This window comes from Snuella sedimenti, from assembly GCF_016428595.1.
GTDB classification, from domain to species: domain Bacteria; phylum Bacteroidota; class Bacteroidia; order Flavobacteriales; family Flavobacteriaceae; genus Snuella; species Snuella sedimenti.
This window is the reverse complement of sequence record NZ_JAELVQ010000011.1, coordinates 110,421-129,447: the sequence shown is the minus strand read 5'-3', so window position 1 is coordinate 129,447 and position 19,027 is coordinate 110,421. Positions and strand designations below refer to the sequence as shown.

16 protein-coding genes are annotated in these 19,027 nt (G+C 35.1%); 4 read left to right on the top strand and 12 right to left on the bottom strand.

The features are described from left to right. Nucleotides 1-21: 21 nt before the first annotated feature. Both JF259_RS10240 and JF259_RS10235 read right to left on the bottom strand, forming a co-directional pair. Complete coding sequence (locus JF259_RS10240; RefSeq protein ID WP_199115226.1) at nt 22-960, bottom strand: FecR family protein; 939 nt, start codon at nt 958-960, stop codon at nt 22-24. A gap of 112 nt (nt 961-1,072) precedes the next feature. Then, nucleotides 1,073-1,618 carry an RNA polymerase sigma factor gene (locus tag JF259_RS10235; RefSeq protein ID WP_317192081.1) on the bottom strand — a complete coding sequence of 182 codons (546 nt, stop codon included), beginning with the start codon at nt 1,616-1,618 and terminating at the stop codon, nt 1,073-1,075. Between the two features lie 290 nt (nt 1,619-1,908). Between JF259_RS10235 and JF259_RS10230 the strand changes: the two genes are divergently transcribed. Continuing rightward, nucleotides 1,909-2,298, top strand: coding sequence for a DUF6438 domain-containing protein (locus JF259_RS10230; RefSeq protein ID WP_199115225.1), 390 nt, complete (start codon nt 1,909-1,911; stop codon nt 2,296-2,298). A gap of 172 nt (nt 2,299-2,470) precedes the next feature. On the opposite strand, the gene JF259_RS10225 is transcribed toward JF259_RS10230, so the two are convergent. The 5 genes from JF259_RS10225 to JF259_RS10205 all read right to left on the bottom strand — a co-directional run bounded on the left by JF259_RS10225 (nt 2,471) and on the right by JF259_RS10205 (nt 9,987). Beyond that, a complete protein-coding gene (locus JF259_RS10225; protein WP_199115224.1) occupies nt 2,471-2,986 on the bottom strand; it encodes an OmpH family outer membrane protein in 516 nt (171 codons plus the stop codon). 222 nt (nt 2,987-3,208) lie between these two features. Beyond that, nucleotides 3,209-4,066 carry a class I SAM-dependent methyltransferase gene (locus JF259_RS10220; RefSeq protein ID WP_199115223.1) on the bottom strand — a complete coding sequence of 286 codons (858 nt, stop codon included), beginning with the start codon at nt 4,064-4,066 and terminating at the stop codon, nt 3,209-3,211. Nucleotides 4,067-4,197: 131 nt separating this feature from the next. Further along, nucleotides 4,198-6,069 carry a tRNA uridine-5-carboxymethylaminomethyl(34) synthesis enzyme MnmG gene (gene mnmG, locus JF259_RS10215; protein ID WP_199115222.1) on the bottom strand — a complete coding sequence of 624 codons (1,872 nt, stop codon included), beginning with the start codon at nt 6,067-6,069 and terminating at the stop codon, nt 4,198-4,200. Nucleotides 6,070-6,194: 125 nt separating this feature from the next. Then, entirely contained in the window at nt 6,195-6,605 is a 411-nt protein-coding gene (gene ybeY / locus JF259_RS10210) for an rRNA maturation RNase YbeY (RefSeq protein ID WP_199115221.1), read from the bottom strand. Next, nucleotides 6,598-9,987 (bottom strand): hypothetical protein, encoded by a 3,390-nt coding sequence (locus tag JF259_RS10205; RefSeq protein WP_199115220.1) that lies wholly within the window; start codon nt 9,985-9,987, stop codon nt 6,598-6,600. Before JF259_RS10205 ends, ybeY begins: the two co-directional genes overlap by 8 nt. A gap of 203 nt (nt 9,988-10,190) precedes the next feature. Here JF259_RS10205 and gltX point away from each other — a divergent pair, with 203 nt between their 5' ends. Then, entirely contained in the window at nt 10,191-11,711 is a 1,521-nt protein-coding gene (gene gltX / locus JF259_RS10200) for a glutamate--tRNA ligase (protein ID WP_199115219.1), read from the top strand. Between the two features lie 29 nt (nt 11,712-11,740). Here the strand turns inward: gltX and JF259_RS10195 are convergent, their stop codons facing one another. Beyond that, nucleotides 11,741-12,421, bottom strand: a complete 681-nt coding sequence (locus tag JF259_RS10195; RefSeq protein WP_199115218.1) for a hypothetical protein — start codon at nt 12,419-12,421, stop codon at nt 11,741-11,743. A 356-nt stretch (nt 12,422-12,777) separates the two neighbouring features. On the opposite strand from JF259_RS10195, the gene JF259_RS10190 reads away from it, so the two are divergent. Beyond that, nucleotides 12,778-13,710 carry an SPFH domain-containing protein gene (locus tag JF259_RS10190; protein WP_199115217.1) on the top strand — a complete coding sequence of 311 codons (933 nt, stop codon included), beginning with the start codon at nt 12,778-12,780 and terminating at the stop codon, nt 13,708-13,710. A 153-nt stretch (nt 13,711-13,863) separates the two neighbouring features. On the opposite strand, the gene JF259_RS10185 is transcribed toward JF259_RS10190, so the two are convergent. The 4 genes from JF259_RS10185 to JF259_RS10170 form a co-directional block, all read right to left on the bottom strand. After that, nucleotides 13,864-14,070 (bottom strand): hypothetical protein, encoded by a 207-nt coding sequence (locus JF259_RS10185; RefSeq protein ID WP_199115216.1) that lies wholly within the window; start codon nt 14,068-14,070, stop codon nt 13,864-13,866. 59 nt (nt 14,071-14,129) lie between these two features. Beyond that, on the bottom strand, nt 14,130-15,284 hold the full coding sequence (locus tag JF259_RS10180; RefSeq protein WP_199115215.1) for a GNAT family N-acetyltransferase: 1,155 nt from the start codon (nt 15,282-15,284) through the stop codon (nt 14,130-14,132). Nucleotides 15,285-15,359: 75 nt separating this feature from the next. After that, complete coding sequence (locus JF259_RS10175; protein WP_199115214.1) at nt 15,360-15,842, bottom strand: DUF1761 domain-containing protein; 483 nt, start codon at nt 15,840-15,842, stop codon at nt 15,360-15,362. 83 nt (nt 15,843-15,925) lie between these two features. After that, entirely contained in the window at nt 15,926-17,944 is a 2,019-nt protein-coding gene (locus JF259_RS10170) for a glutamine--tRNA ligase/YqeY domain fusion protein (RefSeq protein ID WP_199115213.1), read from the bottom strand. A 470-nt stretch (nt 17,945-18,414) separates the two neighbouring features. Between JF259_RS10170 and JF259_RS10165 the strand changes: the two genes are divergently transcribed. Beyond that, entirely contained in the window at nt 18,415-18,861 is a 447-nt protein-coding gene (locus JF259_RS10165; RefSeq protein ID WP_199115212.1) for a hypothetical protein, read from the top strand. Nucleotides 18,862-19,027 lie beyond the last annotated feature (166 nt).

Here is a 19,027-nt window from a genome sequence, read left to right as displayed (position 1 = left end):
ATTCTAAACTAATTATAAAATCTAGTTTTTGTTATTTGAATTAAGAACGATAACACCTTTAGCTTCATTAAACGTATAGGAATATTCCATTGGTGTAGTAACCATTTTTAAGGCCAATTTTAAATCGTTATGTGGAAACCCACCAGTAAAACGCTTGTTTAAATCTATATTAGCGACATCGCAAGTTATATTGTATTGGTTTTCCAGAGCTATTAAAACTTGTGAAATAGGTGTATTTTTAAATGTACTTTCCCCTATCAACCAAGAGGGCTCTGTTATATTAAAATTCCAAGTTTCCAAAACATTATCAACTAGTCGAAGCGCATTTCCCGGTAGCAATACAGCCTCTTTTTGTATTAGTGTACAGGTTACTTTTACCTTGCCTTCTTTGCATTGTACTTCAAAATAACCATTTCTCGCAATAACATTAAACTCGGTACCTAAAACTTCAACAATACCCTCTTCTGTAAGGACTTTAAAGCTAGCTCCTTTTTCCACATCAAAAAAGGCTTCTCCTTTAAGATGCAATAACCTATTATCGCTCCAGTTTATCTTTTTAAAATCCAACTGCGAATTGGCATTTAATTGCACTTTAGAATCATCTGGAAGTACAACAGCTAGTTGCTCACTAAAGCCTGTTCTAAATTGTGTTCCAGTATTTAGAAAATAAAACACGCCAAAAGCCAAAACAATCATAGCCGCCGCCGCATAAGCCCAATTAGGGATAATGTTACGTTTATACCCAACGAACTCTTTTGTTTTGGTTAAGTTTCGTTTACTTAATTTGATAAAACTGGTTTGTGCATCAAACTCAGGAGCCTTAAGCCGTGTAGAAGTTTCGTTAATTTTATTGAAAAGTGAATACTCTTTAGACCTTTTAAAAGCGTCAAGCTCTTCTGCAGATAATTCTCCCGAAATCCATCTTGCCAAAAAGGAATCATCATTATTAAATGCTTTCATATAGTAATGTTCTTATGCTTATAAAACAGTTGATTAGAGATTTACCCTACTTTATACCTTTTTTATCTTAAAAATTGCTACGTTTATTTTGAGCATTATAAATCTGGTGGCATTATATATCCCCTAATTGCTCTCTTAAAGTAACCAAGGCTTGACTCATACGCTTCTCTACAGCCTTAACAGAGATGCCTACTATTTCAGAGATCTCGGCATATTTCTTCTTGTCTATCCTACTCAACAAAAAAACCTCTCGCTGCTTTTCGGGCAAGCTAGCGATGACTGCCTTGAGTTTTTTCATAAATTCTTTCTCTTCCAATAAAAACTCAGGTGTCTCATTTGTACTATCATTAACAGAAAGTGCTTGGTGTTCAAGAACTATTTTTTTGTGTGCTGCCTCATTATAAAAAAGGTTTCTTGCAACAGTAAATAAATAGGATTTAGCCTTTCCGAATATTACCTTGGCACAATTATCCCAAAGTTTTATAAACGCTTCTTGAACAATGTCTTCCGCCTGTTGTGTATCTCCACATTTGTAGTATACAAAATTATGTAATGTTTTGGCATGCGCATTAAAAAGGAATTCGTAGGTTTCTTCCTTACATACAGATTGGGTCTCACTATTCATATACACAAAAATACAACTAAACTTAGCTGTCAAATTTAAAAAAATTAAATATAAAAGTAGGGTGTTTCCTTTTATAACTGTTATATATACATATAGTCGGGATATTGCCGCCCCAATAATGTCCCGATATTGCCCCAAGCCCCATTTTTGATCTACCTACATTTTATTGAACAACCTAAAGTGTTATGTGCTGTTATGTCAGATTAATAATCTGAAAAGGTTGAGTTAGCTAATTTGCGCCAAAGCATGTCCCCAAATCAGTAAGTCTTTGACGCAAATCGGCAAACTTTAAAAAAAATTAGTGAAAAAAAAGACAAGTCCCAATGAACTTGGCATCGTATTTTAAAAACAATCATAAAGAGCTCCCTAAGCTTAGTGAGGCCTTTATTAAACTTTCTAAAGGGAAATCCTTGAACGGATGCCCTGTTTTTGATTTATGGTTGTTTGAAAACGGACATGTTATATACCATGGTATTGATAATGTAGAGAAGACTGGCACTTATAATGGTTCTGTGCCACAAGAAACCATAGAAAAATTAAAAACGTGTTTAAATAGTATAAAACCAGAAGATATTGGAGAAGCTAAAGGTCGTGATAAGGCCTTAAGCATCCTTAAAACACCTAATAAAAAAATAGTTTTCCAAGCTTCTAAAACAAAAAGAAGTTTGTATGAAATTAATAAGGTGTTAGAATATATCGCTGAGAATATATAATAAACGATTTTAAAATAACAGATAAAAGAGAATGAGGGTTCTAACTTTTATTGTTAACTCCTGCTAAGCTAAATGGCAGGAGTTTTTTATTGCTATTATCAGATAAAAAAACCCTTTTGAATTTTATTCAAAAGGGTTTAAATACAATTTTAGTCTTTAATAAAGCTTTCTATTACTTTTTATATTCTGCGTTTAGAGCATCTAAAATAATTTGCGTTAAATCATTCTCTTCGGTTCCATATAAAACTGTTGCTGCGGCATCGCTAGTCCCTAAGATATATGTATAGCCATTTGTTTTTCCATAATCCTTGACAAAATCCTTAACCTTAATTATTACAGAATCGATTTCCGATTGGAATGCTTGCTGTAACTGCTGCTGCTCGAACTGCATCTGTTGCTGTAGCAACTGTTGCTTTTGTTGCAATCCCCCCATTAATTCTTGCGCTTTCTTTTGAGATGATTTTTGAGCTTTTAATTGCGTCTCTTGCACTTCCAACTGAAATGCTTTCCCAATACTATCTGCCCTCTTTTGAAAAGCTTCATCTTTTCCTTTAAACTTTTCCTCTAAATCTTTCTTCTTTTGAAAATCGTTAACAACAATGCTGTTATTTACAAAACCAATTTTTTGTGCATTCTGACACGACGACAACACAAACACAAAAAGCAATACGTAAAATATATTCTTCATTTTTTTATTTTTTTGATTCGGACAAAAGTAGCAAAGTAAAATATAATTTAAAGCAAAAATAATTCAGTTTCAATGATATAGAAAAAAACTATTTCGAAACCACCATAAAATAGAAAATAATTATAAAAAACAAGCTCAAATAAAGCGTTTTAAGAGGCTTTAAAAAAAACACAAGGTGTTTGCTTATTTAAAAAGACCTAAAAACAAACAAGGGGCTTAAAATTATTTTTCTGTGTTTTTAATGATGTAAATCAAAGAAGAACACTCCTTTGTGATCAAGGCTTTACAATTTGAAAGACACCCAACCCAAAAACCCATAATTGGATTCATCTTTCTTGTCTTATATTTTTCGGAAAGCATACTTACATAAAACGCATCGAACCACATCGGCTTAATTTTTTTAACCACCATATCTTGCTTTTCGAATAATTTTGAAACAGATGTCCTTGAAAAATGCCAAAGGTGCCTTGGCACGTCGTAAGCAGCCCAATACTTTTTATAATAGTATGCATCATAACTTTTATAATTAGGAACCGCTATTATTAGTACGCCATCAGGTTTTAATAATTTTTTAAACAAAATTATTTGTTCATGTAAATTCGGCAAATGTTCCAAAACATGCCAAAGCGAAATAACATCAAAACTGGCTTCTGGGAATTTTAAAAGCCGATCGGTTTCAAAAACAGCGTTTCCTGTTTTTTGATTAGCCATTGTTCGAGCCTGTTCATTTGGTTCGACACCAAACACCTCCCACTTATCATCTTTAGCTACTTTTAGAAAATCACCAGTCCCACAACCTACATCCAAAAGTTTTTTTCCCTTTAAGCCGAACGAATTGATTAAACTCAACTTACGCTTCAAGGCCATTTTTCTAACAAAATGATATGCCTTTTCAAAAGTGTTTCGCTTGGTATCTGTATGCGAAATGTAATCTTCGCTTTTATAATATTCTGGCAGTTTACTTTCGGAAGGTTTTGGAAATGTTTCTAAAAAATCGAATTCAGAATTTAAAACCAAATCAAATTCTTCTCCGGAAACGGAATAGTCTTTTACTCTTAAATACGTTTTTCCTTTAACCATTAAATAAATCTCACACCCCTATAAAAGGGAAATAAAAACAAATTTCCACAACACGTTCCACGTGGAACATGATAAAACATTTATTGAAACTACAACACTAAGTGAATTATTCTCTAAAACTAGAACACAACTTAACGTCCCATATAAACCAACAATACAGAAATATCGTTTGGTGACACACCGCTAATTCGTGATGCTTGAGACACGGTTGTTGGTTGCACTTTTTTTAGCTTTTCTCGCGCCTCAAAACTCATAGATTTAATCTTCGAGTAATCAAAATTTTCTGGAATTTTCACATACTCCAATCGGCTCAGTTTATCGGCATTATTCTTTTCTTTAGCAATATAACCTGAATACTTCACCTGTATTTCTGTCTGTTCTACGACCTCATTGTCTAGGTCATGCTCCAAAATATACTCCTCGACCGCCGCGAATTTTCTAACATCTTCTATGGTAATATTTGGTCTTGAATATATTTTAAACATTTTATCCGATTGCTTGACAGGCGCAGAACCTTTAGCTTCTAGAACTGGATTAGCCTCCTCTGGCTTAACGCTTGTGTTTCTAAAAAAAGACACAAACCCTTCAGCCTTATCACGCTTTTCTTCCATTCTTTTCATGCGCTTTTCAGACGCCAAACCTAGATCATACCCCTTAGGCGTTAACCTAAAATCTGCATTATCCTGTCTGAGCAAAGTTCTATATTCTGCTCTAGATGTAAACATCCTATAAGGCTCCTCCGTACCTTTCGTAATCAAATCATCTATCAAAACGCCTATGTAAGCCTCGTCTCTTTTTAAAGCGAATGCTTCTCGCTCTTGTACTTTTAAGCTAGCATTAATACCAGCCATTAAACCTTGCGAAGCCGCTTCCTCATAACCGGTAGTACCGTTTATCTGTCCCGCAAAATACAAGCCAGCAATCAGTTTTGTTTCCAGGGTATGTTTAAGCTGTGTTGGCGGAAAATAATCGTATTCAATAGCATATCCTGGTCTAAAAAACTTAACCTTTTCAAATCCAACGACAGAACGCAAGGCTTTAAATTGAACATCTTCAGGAAGCGAGGTTGAAAACCCATTAACATAAACCTCGACAGTATTCCAACCTTCAGGCTCTATAAACAATTGATGCCTATCCTTATCCGCAAACCTATTAATCTTATCTTCTATTGACGGACAATATCTTGGCCCCAGGCTCTTGATACGACCGTTAAACATAGGCGACCTATCAAACCCTTCGCGCAACAAATTGTGAACCAATTCACTGGTATAAGTCATGTAACACGAACGTTGTTTCTCAAGAGGCTTTGTAATATCCAAATAAGAAAACTTATCTGGATTATCATCTCCTGGCTGCTCAACCATTTTAGAAAAATCCAAAGAACGCCCATCAACCCGTGGCGGCGTTCCCGTTTTCATTCTTCCAGAATCAAATCCAAGATCTACTAATTGCTCCGTTATGCCCGTCGCTTGTTTCTCTCCTGCTCTACCACCACCAAAATTTTTGTCTCCTATATGAATCAATCCATTTAAAAAAGTACCATTTGTCAAGACAACCGACCTGGTCCGTATCTCAACACCTAAAGACGTCTTTACACCAACGACCTTTTCCTTTTCAATTAACAAACCAGAAACCATTTCCTGATAAAAATCTAAATTAGGCGTTTTCTCAAGCATTAATCTCCAATCTTCTGCAAAACGCATACGGTCACTTTGCACCCTAGGACTCCACATAGCGGGCCCCTTTGATTTGTTGAGCATTTTAAATTGAATTGCCGACGTATCAGAAACAATACCACTATACCCACCAAGAGCATCAATTTCTCTAACAATCTGTCCTTTTGCAATACCACCCATTGCAGGGTTACAAGACATCTGAGCAATATTTTGCAAATTCATTGTAATAAGCAAGGTCTTACTACCCATATTTGCAGCCGCAGCAGCGGCTTCACTACCAGCGTGACCAGCACCAACCACGATTACATCATAAACCTCGTTAAACATAATTATACTTTTTTACTTTCACAAAAGACACCACCCAAAGAAATGCTTTTACATTGTTCCACGTGGAACATCGAATTCAACTGTTCCTAAAAATAGTTTGCAAATATACGCCGAAATAAGGAATATTACACAAAAGCATTTAAGTAATGGTTTTCCTTATCCCTCATTAAAGAGGCGTCCTCATCACTTTTATCCTTATAGCCACAATAATGCAACACACCATGAACCATGACGCGCCTTAACTCTTCATCAAAAGGAACTTCAAAATCATTTGCATTCTCCACAACACGCTCTATAGATATAAAAACATCTCCTTGAATGATTTTTCCTACCGTATAATCAAAACTAATTATATCTGTTAAGGTGTCATGGTTTAAGAATTCAACATTAATTTTATGCAAGTATTCATCATCGCAAAAAATGTAGTTAACCTCATCTTCTTTAAATCCTTCAGAATCTATTACACCAGAAATCCATGCTGAAATCCTGTCCTCTTCCTTTAACCTAAAGGCTGTCTCATAATTAAAGTTAATCATCCCTTTGTTTAAAATACAATTGTACTTTCTTTTTATAAAGTTGCTGCAAAGGTAATGTTTGTCTGTTCAATATTTCTGTAGTCTGAAAATATTGTTTAGCCTTTTGAATCTGATTAAGATCGACCCCATCAAAATTTGTATTATTGGTCTCTGACTCTCTTTTATTATCCTTTCCTTGCTGGAATGTAGCATTATCCAATTTTAATAATTGATGCTGGAGATTCATCATTTTCCTTAAAGTTTGATTGGTAAAACCTTTGTTTAATAACTCCAACTCGATATGCTCCATCTCTTTAAGCAACCTATTATTGTCTCCATTACCACCTTCTTTAATCAGTTTCTCTTCTAACGCTTGACGCAATCGTTGCTGTTCTTGGTAAATTTCATATAACGCACCATTCATTCGCTCGCTATCCCCATCACCTTCACCTGTTGTATTCCCCTCTCTCCCCTTACCGTCTTTCTCCCCATCTTCTCCTTCTTCTTCTCCTTCTTTACCTTTTCTTGATTCACCTTTGTTTTGCTCTCCCTCTTTCAACCCTTGTTCCATCTTCTTATTCAATTCTTCTTGACTCATGATAATATCTGGTAACTGCATCTCGCCTTTTCCTCCCTGCCCAGGTGACAAACTCATATTCTCTTGCATGTTATCAAGGACATCGCTTAGAAAGTCCGCTAGATTATTAGCAGATGTAACAGCAAATTGCTGACTAGCTACGCCTTGGTAAATTTGATTTTCGGACAATTGCCCTAAGGACTTGTCTATGTTAAAAAAGACTTCGTTTATTTCTTTGTTCACCGTTTCAGATAACTTGGGATTTCTAAGCGATAAGGCAAACAAACTATCATCAATATGCTCAAAATGTTCACGCAGACTGTTTTGCTTTCTCAAAAAAGTAGCGTACTTATTATGGTTTTCCTCAATCGTTTTAAACTGTTCCATGAGCGCCTCTTGGTCGAAAGAAAACAACACGAGATTATCCAATATTTGACGCAACATCTCAATATCTTCTTGCATCTGATCTCCCCCGCCAGACATCATGGATTGTGCCATATTCTGACTCATTTTCATCATTTTCTTAGCAGCCTTCTTTTGGCTTTGCTTAGCCTTATTAAGCTCCTCTTTACGCTTCTCTTCAGAGGTTGGGCCATCACCTTCTGACGATGATTCCTGTTCCTTTTTTTCCAGAGATTCTGACGCCTTATCCTGCTCTTGGTCTATCTCACGCTCATCTAGCTTATCTTGTGGGATATCTATTGGCTTTTTTAATTTATCGCTCTCTTGCTTTAGCTCCTCTAAAGACTTTTTAAAATCGTCAAACTCCTTATTTAACGCCTCTTGTTTCTCCTTGGTATTATCATCATCATCAGTATTAGACAGCTTTTCTTGTTCAATTGCTTGCTTGGCCAAATCTTCTTTCAACCTTTCAAGTTTCTTTTGCACATAAAAACGCTTTGTCAATTCCAATAGCTGCTCTAGACTTCGTTTTTTGTTCTTATTTTGCTTAGCTAACTGTTCTAACTTTTGAACCAGTTCTTCTTTATTTATTTTTTCTTGTAGCTTTTCCAACTCCTTCAGCAACTCCTCATCTCTCTTAAGCTGGTCTTCATTTTCTTTTAACCGTTGTTCTAAGTCTTTTTTAAACAAATCCTCCTTTTGATGCTCGTCTTTTAAATTCTCTAAATTGTCCTTCAATTTTTCATTGAAATGCTTCATCATTTCATCCTGCTGCTTCTGTCGCTTTAAAAAGGCTTCTATTTTTTTCTTATCATTAAACGAAAGGTTTGTTTTTTCCTTTTGCGTATTCGTTAGCTCCATTAGCTTTTTATCCTGTTCATTAAGCTTCTCAAAAGCCTTATTCAAATCCTGAATTGTCTCTTTCTGGCTCCCCAATTGCTTTTCCACTTCCTCTTCACCGGTTCGCTTACGATAAGAGAAAACATTACTTTTAACGCTTTTGTACCTGTTAACTGCATCGTTGTCAAAAACTTCGAAATAAAGTTCGTAAGGAATACCAGGCTGAATGCTTAGTCCATTAGGGAAAGCACTAATAAACTCAGAAATATTCGAATTAGAAAACGGTATTGATTCAAAGTGCTTATCCTCCTCGTTTCCTGAAGGGTAATAGACCAACTGTAGTTTACTGAAACCGTAATCGTCACTTACCTGCCCATAGAAATAAAGTGTTTGTAAATCCACACTATCTTTTACCATCCTTAATTTCATCTCGGGATACTCATCCTTAACTACATTGATAGTAAAAGCCAAATTCTCATAATTGGGAAGCTTTTCGTTGCTAGCGCTTAAGGTATATTCAAAATTTGAAAAAACGCGCTTAGAAGCGTTAAAAACACCTTTATCACTTAAAGCAAACAAAACGGTATCCTTAGCATACAAATGAATGTGCTCTGCCGCATTAGCACGTAGTTCCCAAGTCACCCTCGTTCCTTCTGGAACTATTGCATTACCGGTACTCATAAAGCGATCGCTATTCTTATTTGTATAAGCAGGATAATCCAAAATCATATCGAAACTAGTGATGGCAGGCACTTTAACAACGTCTAACTTATACTGCCTGGACTCAATATTATTAGCTTTTAATCGAAACTCAATATCTGTTTTAGGAGAAGAAAACTTAAAAGCAAAACTACCAATACCTGTTTGCTGCATAATATAAACCTCGTCACTATAAACAACCTGAACATTTTCCGGAACAATATCTCCAACCGTTTTAACACTTAAAGTATAATCCTTGTTTTCTAGAGCCGTTAAATCCTTATTTAAAATAAAAAATTGAAATGGAGCAGGCGGCACATAAGCCATTTTATAATGTACAACACGCTCATAACTATCGCTAAACCATTTTAAATTACCCGTTATCGTAACAGCCAAAATAACAAGCACGGGTATCATGGCGTATTTAAGATACTTTATATTAGCCCCATAGTTAACGGCCAATTTAAACGGTACTGGTTTAAGCTCCAATGACTTTTGCTCTATACTTGCCAACAACAACTCCGATTGCCTTGAACTTTGATGCAACTGGAGTACATTTAACAATTTATCGTTTACTTCCGGGAAGTGTTTGCCAATTATCAATGAAGCGCCTTTATAATCAATACCCTTCTGTAACTTGAACAATTTAGCCAATGGCAACACAATGAACTTAGCCAATAAAACAAGCTCTACAGCTATAAACAACCAAAACAAAAACGTTCTCGCTAGAGGATCTAACCATAGAATATGCTCAATAAACAATGTCAACAAAAAATACAAAACACCAATTGCAAAAAACAAAATAGCACCTTTAAGCAATTCGTTTGTGTAATATCTTTTGATAAAACTTTCTAACTTTTCTTTTATGATACTAAAACTATCCATTCTGTAAATAAACTGACACTCCGACTTATATTATAACTTACTAAACTACAATTTTATTTAGTACACTGATTATAATTATGTGTTAATTGTATCTTTGCAACCAAATTCTGAGAGTCATTATCAACCGGACACAATGTAACACTCGCCAGAATTTCTATTTCGACCGTTAATTGAACTTAACATAAGTTAAAAACTATATAAACATGACCAAAAACGTTCGCGTGCGGTTTGCACCAAGTCCAACTGGCCCATTACATATTGGAGGTGTTAGAACTGCCCTATTCAACTATTTATTCGCCAAAAAATACAATGGTACATTTATCCTAAGGATAGAAGATACCGATCAAAACAGGTATGTTCCGGGTGCCGAAAAATACATTATAGATGCCTTAAATTGGTGTAACATTCCGTTTGATGAAGGGCCAGGTAAAAACGAAACATTTGGCCCCTACCGCCAAAGCGAGCGCAAACACCTCTATAAAGCTTATGCTGAAGAATTGATTGCTTCCGGCAACGCCTACTACGCATTTGATACCGCCGAAAGTCTTGATTCACATAGAAAAGATCATGAATCTCAAGGAAAAACGTTTATTTACAATTGGCATAACCGCTTAAAATTAAACAACTCCTTATCCCTTTCAGAAGCAACCGTAAAATCAAAATTAGATGCGGGAGACGATTATGTAATACGTTTTAAATCCCCACAGGATGAGGTACTGCATTTGAAAGATATTATTCGAGGGGACATAAAAATTGACACCAATATTTTAGACGACAAAGTACTATTTAAAAGTGATGGTATGCCCACCTATCACCTTGCCAATATAGTAGACGACCATTTAATGGAAATCTCACATGTTATTCGTGGCGAAGAATGGCTGCCTTCCTTAGCATTACACCAACAGCTATATACCGCTTTTGGATGGGAAGCTCCCCAATTTGCGCATTTACCCCTGATATTAAAACCAACAGGTAAAGGAAAATTAAGTAAACGTGATGGTGATAAATTAGGGTTTCCTGTATTTCCACTTCAATGGCAAGATCCAAAGACCCAAGACATCTCCCGAGGCTATAGAGAAGATGGTTATTTTGCCGATGCCATGATTAACTTCTTAGCCTTTTTGGGATGGAATCCTGGTACCGAACAAGAAATTTTTAGCTTGGACGAACTCATTGGTGCTTTTGATTTAAGCCGTGTTAATAAATCTGGTGCTCGTTTTGATCCTGATAAAATTAAATGGTTTAACCACCACTACATGCAGGAACAAAGTAATGAAACTCTGGCAGAAGCTTTTAAAGCTGAACAACCAGCATTGGCCAATATTGATATTAACTATATAGCTTTAGCTGTAGGCCTAATTAAAGAACGTGCTAATTTCGTTAGTGATTTATGGAATTTAAGTCATTATTTCTTTCAAGCACCTATAACTTATGACGAAAAGGCTGCTAAAAAAGCCTTTAAAGAAGAAACGCCAAAACTTTTGTCTGAATTAGTAACAACCATCAATTCTATTAATGATAACGATTATAGTGCTGAGCAGCTTCAATCAACTATTAAAGGCTGGATCACCTCCAATGAAATAGGCTTTGGAAAAGTTATGATGCCATTACGTTTAGCATTGGTAGGCGCCCTACAAGGCCCCGATGTATTCGATATTATGTACTTAATAGGCAAAACAGAAACCATAAAGCGTATCGAAACTATGATGCACCAATTACAATAAAAACCCTTTAAAGGCAGTTAGTCTTTTGGTTAAAAGCAAAACATTGCACCAAAAACCAACATGGACTGATTGCCTTTAAAACTCTCGTTTTCACCTTTAAGCGCATCTTGTGTATTTAACTTCTTCAATATATTGGTGACCCCATAAATATACTGCGCCTTCAACTTAAAGTTTTTAATGCCTGCTGTAGCTCCCACTACTCCATTAAAGTTAACTTTCGAGATATTAGCAATGTCCGCGGCAGATACATTTGCATAATCATTTATATAATAACCTTCCTGGCTTTTATCCTTTAGCTCCAATTTACCGTTGTACTGAACCATAGGCCCGACATCGATAGTAAAATAGTTTCCTGCTAGTTTTATATGCCCCAATAAAGCCAATTGGGCAGCAAAGAGTTTGTACTCAATAAAAGTTTCTTCAGAACTAATTAAATCTGGACGCCCCAAAATATGAATATAATTTTCCGATAGCTGCATCCCATAGCTCATATTATACCATCTATGGGGAATATCGACCGTTGCAGATAACCCTCCCAAAAAGCCATCTCCTTGTTTCGTGACAAAATTGTCCGTTTGGATATCAAACTTTGTTAGCCCCCCAAAAATACCAATCCCGTTGGTAATGGCATATGTTTTATGCTGTGAAAAACTTTTTGTAACAAAACCCATGGTTAGTGCTACTAATAGAATGTAATGCTTAAATTTCATTCGTTTAAATTTTAGTAATTATTTTGACTAAATGTTAATTAAAAATTAAGAACGAATGTAAGCTCCCGTTGCACTCGTTCTCACATTAAAAATTTTAAACATTACTTTTTGTGAAGCAATTTTTAAAATTTGTTAATGTTCGTTTCATTTGTTTATTTTTTATTGCATTTTCAATAGTGAGACCGCTTTTGCCGAAAGACAGACATAACACACACATAATCATTATGTTGTTTAACAAAACTTTTGGTCATGGATGTTTTATTGATTAACTTTTTGGTTGTTTACTGCAGTGCATACTGTTTGGTAAACCTCAAATATAATATAAATTTTATATCTTAATTTTTTAAACAGCTATTATGAACTACTACTTTATTCCTATCATTTTTATTGGATTAATTATTTTAATCTCATCTTTTTTTATTGTAAAGCAGCAAACTGCTGGCATTATTGAGCGCTTTGGAAAGTTTCAGAGTATTCGCCATTCAGGCCCACAATTTAAAATCCCATTAGTCGATAGAATCGCTGGTAGATTAAGCCTAAAAATTCAGCAACTGGATGTTATTATTGAAACCAAAACATTGGATGATGTATTTGTACGCTTAAAGGTTTCGGTGCAATACAAAGTTATAAGAGACAAAGTGTACGATGCGTTTTATAAGCTTGATTACCCACACGATCAAATAACAAGTTACGTCTTTGATGTGGTACGTGCCGAAGTTCCTAAAATGAAGTTAGATGATGTGTTTGTTAAAAAAGATGACATCGCACTGGCAGTAAAGGCCGAACTTAATGATGCCATGTCGGATTACGGTTTTGACATAATAAAAACCCTTGTTACCGATATTGACCCGGACGCTCAAGTAAAAGAAGCCATGAACCGCATTAATGCTTCGGAGCGTGAAAAAATCGCAGCTCAATTTGAAGGAGATGCCGCTCGTATTTTAATTGTTGAAAAAGCAAAAGCAGAAGCAGAAAGCAAACGTTTACAAGGCCAAGGTATTGCAGACCAACGTCGTGAAATTGCACGAGGCCTTGAAGAATCTGTAGATGTCTTAAACCGCGTAGGGATCAATTCGCAAGAAGCCTCAGCCTTAATTGTTGTTACGCAACACTACGACACGCTACAGGCTATTGGCAGCGAAACAAACAGCAACTTAATTCTTCTGCCAAATTCACCACAAGCTGGCAGCAATATGCTTAACGACATGGTAGCTAGTTTTACGGCCAGCAACCAAATTGGTGAAGCCATGAAAGAAGCGAAACAAAACAAAGGGGATAACAAAGAATAACCTAGTACCTAGTAAATTATCTTGGGGGCAAGCCCAAGTCATTTACAGGAAACGGTGTTCTGATTTCGAAACAAAACTCGGAGCATTTAAATCTCTGTTATCGAGTAAAAGAAGCAACTGCTTAAAACATTTGTTTTAGCGGTTGCTTTTTGCTTATTCACGCTCTCCTTTATAATCGCTTAAAAGGCGCTCTAAAGTCTCTAAATACTCATCCATAGAAGCCGCGTCGATATTAGGATGCGCCTCGTTAGGAATTGTCATCGGACTTTCATCCAAATACTTGTAGAGTCCTGGATAATTCGTTTCAATTTCCCTAGTTAGTTTCGATATTTTTGACAGTGTTTCTTCTGAAGATCCCATAATACATCCTTTTAAAAATATTACCCTTAAGTTACTAAAAATAAAACACTTATTAAAGGCTATTTAAAAGGATGTCGTTCGTTCCATTTTTGCTTAGGATTCATTAACCAAAAAATTATCTTTAAAACCGTATTCATAACACCATTTGTATGCTTTAAATACACTACCATAGCTTTAGGCTCTGCACCAACCGAACTTTTAATTTCCATAGCTGTTCTAGCATAAACAATCGTAGAAAACTTATTTTCGATAGCATATTGAGCCATATCATATAACATATTTAAATACAACTGATTTGGGTATTGGTGCTCTTTGTCGTAACCCAAAAAATAAGTTTCGAGATCACCTTTATTAAGCAATAGTGTATAAAAACCAACGAGCTCATTATCGATATAATAACCAAATATTTTAAAATGATTTCCCAATCGTAATTTTAAGCTGTAAAAATGATTGTCTGGTAATAAAAATGTATTGAACTTAGCATTATTAGACACATTTAGATACAGCTTATGCAACCTGGGCGCTTCTTTATAAACAGCTTCTAAATCCAATTCTGTAATATGAATCGTATTAAACTTCTTTCTGGCCCGTTTATAGCGATCTCTGTACTTTTTAGTTAAACTACCCACATAATCTCCAAAATTTTGCCATTGTTGCCTAACAGGCATGATCATATTAGGTTGCACTACTATTTTGTACAACATTTGCTTCTTAAAAAAACCCTCTTCAATATGAATAGGGTCGTCCAGAAAATAATCTTTCCACAAAATGGCTCGAATTTTTTTATTTTGGGTTGCTTTAATTTCTTCTCTAAGCTCTTCTAAAGCATCAGAAACCGTATTTAAATATCTGGCCGTATCTATTTTGTCCTTTAAATAAAAAACCCCATGCTGACCCGTATGGGTTAAATTACCAACCACCAAAATATTGCCTTTTAGCACTTTTGAAACAAGATCTTGTACAAATTCTTTTACACAGGACACTTTTGTTTTCCTAAACATATCTTTTAGGTACAACTGTACCCGTTGTACTATAGCACCACCAACAAGATTATCATCCTTAAAAACCCCTATATAGAACAGTTGTATGTTATTTGGCGATGCTTCTTCAAGCGCCTGTAAATAAGACGCCTGCAGAAAAATATCATGCCCAACAAGGTCATTCCATGTGCTAGGCAAGTCTTCGGAAGAATAATAAATATGGTATGTTTCCAATAAACGATATGTTTCCAATAAAAAAGACCGAAAGTGAAACCTTTCAGTCTTTAAATATGCTAAAAAATTACAAAATTATTTCCACCCACAAACTATAGCTCCCATAATAGCCAATGTTACAATCCAGTAGCCACTATTTATTAAAATATATTTAGTGCCCTTACGCTCAAACAAAGCATTGGTTCCAATTATTGGTAAAGCTATAAAAATACCAGCAATAACACCATGCAATGCGCCATGCTTAAAGGTTCTAAATGCATCTCCATAATCTTCCATAAATGCAGCAAACGATGGCAAAGCATTTTCAACATCGCCTCCAACCATACTAATGGCTCCTGTTTGGTGAATAGCTAAAAACTGAATAGCAAAGGCTAAAAAGAAAGCAAAGACGAAAGCTAAAATAAAAATCTTCGCCATATTAGCGCCTTTCATTTTTTCTTCGGTCATATCGGCTGCTTGCATCCAAGCATTACCAAATACCTTTGGATTGTACCAAATAAATCCCATTACCAAAGCAGAAGCTGCTGAAGCTAAGAGTGCTAAAAAATTAAATTCCATGATAAAAAATGTTTAGTTAGTAAGCTAAATGTAATAAAATTTATCTTACACACATCATCTTAGCTTCTTGAAAATCAATATTTTTATATAATACCTTGGGCTTCGGCTACCAAAATATCGTTTTTATCTTCTAGTGCTTTAGTAATAAATTTGTGTATTTCATCATTACGCTCAACGCCTTTCTTTAGCAAAACATCAAGCGTTATAGCAACAGCTATACGCGTTCCCACCTTTTTAACAGCGGTATTGAATAAAGGCTCTAATTCCTCATAGTTTACCTGTTCTGCCAATTCTTGAATTTCAGCTTTTACTTTTTGTTGCTTCGCTTCTGGTAAATTAGTATACTTTTTACCCAATTGCTGAATAACATCAATAGCTTTTCTCTTAGGTTGCGTTTTAACTTGAGGCTTATTTGATACTTCTTTAGGTTTTTGTTTGGCCCAAGTGTCCCGTAATCCGACCGTTTTGTTAAATATCAACTTGCCTTCAGAGGCATCATCATCAACATTAAAATATCCCAAACGCTGAAACTGAAACCGCTCTCCTACTTTCGCTTCTTTTAAACTTGGTTCAACAAAAGCTTCAATCACTCTTAAGGATTTAGGGTTTAAAAATTCCATAAACTCTTTATCCTGATGACTATCTGGAGCCTCATCCATAAATAACCTGTCGTACTCCCTTACTTCTGCTTTTAAAGCATGCTGAATGGAAACCCAGTGTAATGTGCCTTTTACTTTTCGTAAGCTTGCCTCGGTCCCACTTCCGCTTAAAGTATCTTTATCATACACACAATGGATTTCTAAAATATTGCCATGGGCATCTTTAACAACGTCTTCTCCTTTAATTATATAGGCATTTTTTAGTCGCACCTCTTTTCCTAAAGTCAAACGGAAATACTTACTATTGGCTTCTTCCTTAAAATCATCTCTTTCAATATATAATTCACGGGAAAAAGGGATCTTTCTATAACCAGCACTTTCGTCCTCAGGGTTATTTTCTGCCTCTAACCACTCCTCTTTACCTTCTGGATAATTAGTAATAACGAGCTTAACAGGATCCATAACTGCCATTACCCTTGGAGCTGTTTTATTTAAATCTTCTCGAATGCAGAATTCCAAAAGTGAAACATCAATTACGTTATCGCGTTTGGCTACACCTACACGTTCTACAAAATGTCGAATCGCTTTGGGTGTATACCCCCTACGCCTCAAACCTGAAATAGTAGGCATTCTAGGATCGTCCCATCCGTATACTATACCTTGCTCAACCAATTGAAGCAGTTTACGCTTACTCATTATCGTGTAACTTAGATTTAAACGTGCAAACTCACGCTGTTTTGGCCTAAGCTTATTAACATCCACTATTTGATCTAAAAACCAATCATAGAGTTCCCGATGGGGTTTAAACTCTAAAGAGCATAAAGAATGTGAAATTTGTTCAATATAATCGCTCTCACCATGCGTCCAATCGTACATCGGATAGATACACCAATCATTTCCAGTTCTATGATGGTGTTTTTTTAATATCCTATACATAATAGGATCACGCATTAGCATATTGGGATGCTTCATATCTATTTTTGCACGTAGTATGTGTGCTCCTTCCTCAAATTCTCCTTGCTTCATGCGTTCGAACAAGTCCAAGTTTTCTTCAATACTTCTATTTCTGTATGGACTATCTACACCGGGCTGTGTTGGTGTTCCCTTTTGCTCAGCCATAACCTCACTGGATTGAGAATCGACATAGGCCTTTCCTTTCTTAATAAGGATAATGGCCCAATCGTAAAGCTGTTGAAAATAATCAGAAGAAAACAATTCTTTATCCCACGTATATCCTAACCAAGCAACATCTTTTTTTATAGCATCTACATATTCTTGTTCTTCCTTTGCTGGATTCGTATCGTCAAAACGAAGATTTACTGGGGCATTGTATTTTTCACCTAACCCAAAACTAATTCCTATTGCCTTGGTATGTCCTATGTGTAGATATCCATTGGGTTCTGGAGGGAACCGAAAACGCAATTTATTATTTGATAAGCCATTGGCTAAATCTTCTTCTATAATTTGCTCTAAAAAATTGAGCGATTTATTGTCATTCACCATGTAACTTCTAATGATTTGGGCAAAATTAAGCAAAATTGAGATACAAAGACGGGCAATATGTGCTATAAATCATGTATGCTTTTTACTCTAAGTTTGAAAAAAAATTGCTCAATCGAAAAAAAAAATTTACTTTATATCGTTAAAATGCTTATTTTTATCGACGAAATACTGAATTATTGTTTTTAATTATCCCTTTGTTGGGGTTCAATAGTAACAAAAAATACGTTTAACCAGAAATGTTATATATTAGATCACACTCTAAACAACAGTACTTAAAACACTTATTAACAGCATTTTAAAACAACAAGAAGCGCCTAAACGATCTTAAATATGGAAAACCCATAAATTCAATATTATGCATGAATTAAAACAATAACTCTAAATTCAAGTTTTGATCAAAATACCCGATGAAATGATTTTTTTAACGATTAATTACATAGATTTGTTTTGTTAACCCTTAAGTCTTAGATATGAAAATGAAATTTATTTTACTTAGCTTCAGCCTATTTTTTATGACCGGTATTGGTTATGCGCAAAAAAATAAAGGTCCCAAAAGCATTATTAGAGAAGGAGCCGCTATAAAAAAATACCACAATGTAGAAGAATTGGAACGTATGCAAAAAGGAGAGTTATTAGCATTGTATATAGAACGTACAGAAAGCCTTATTAAAATACTACCTTATATAGCATTTGCAACGAAACCAGGTGTAACTATGGCGACTCTTGGTATTCCAAAAAACAACGATAACAAAAAAGCATTAGAGAATCAATTTGAAGCGACAGATAATTTTCTAGAAAACACCGTTGAATTTCAAAAAATGATATTACCCTATTCCGATACCAATAAATTAATATCTGCAATTCTATTTTACGAAGAAACAATGAAACTATTGCATCAATATTCTGAATTTAATTGATGCATCGTTTCAATAAAAAACACAAAGTATAGTTTGGTATTAACGCTTTGATCTTTAACCTATTTTCTGTAGAAAGTAGGTTATTTTTTATAAAAAACATGTCTAAAATATCAATTTGTGAAGCCAAAATTTTACAATACGTAAAACTGTAAATACTAGCACTATG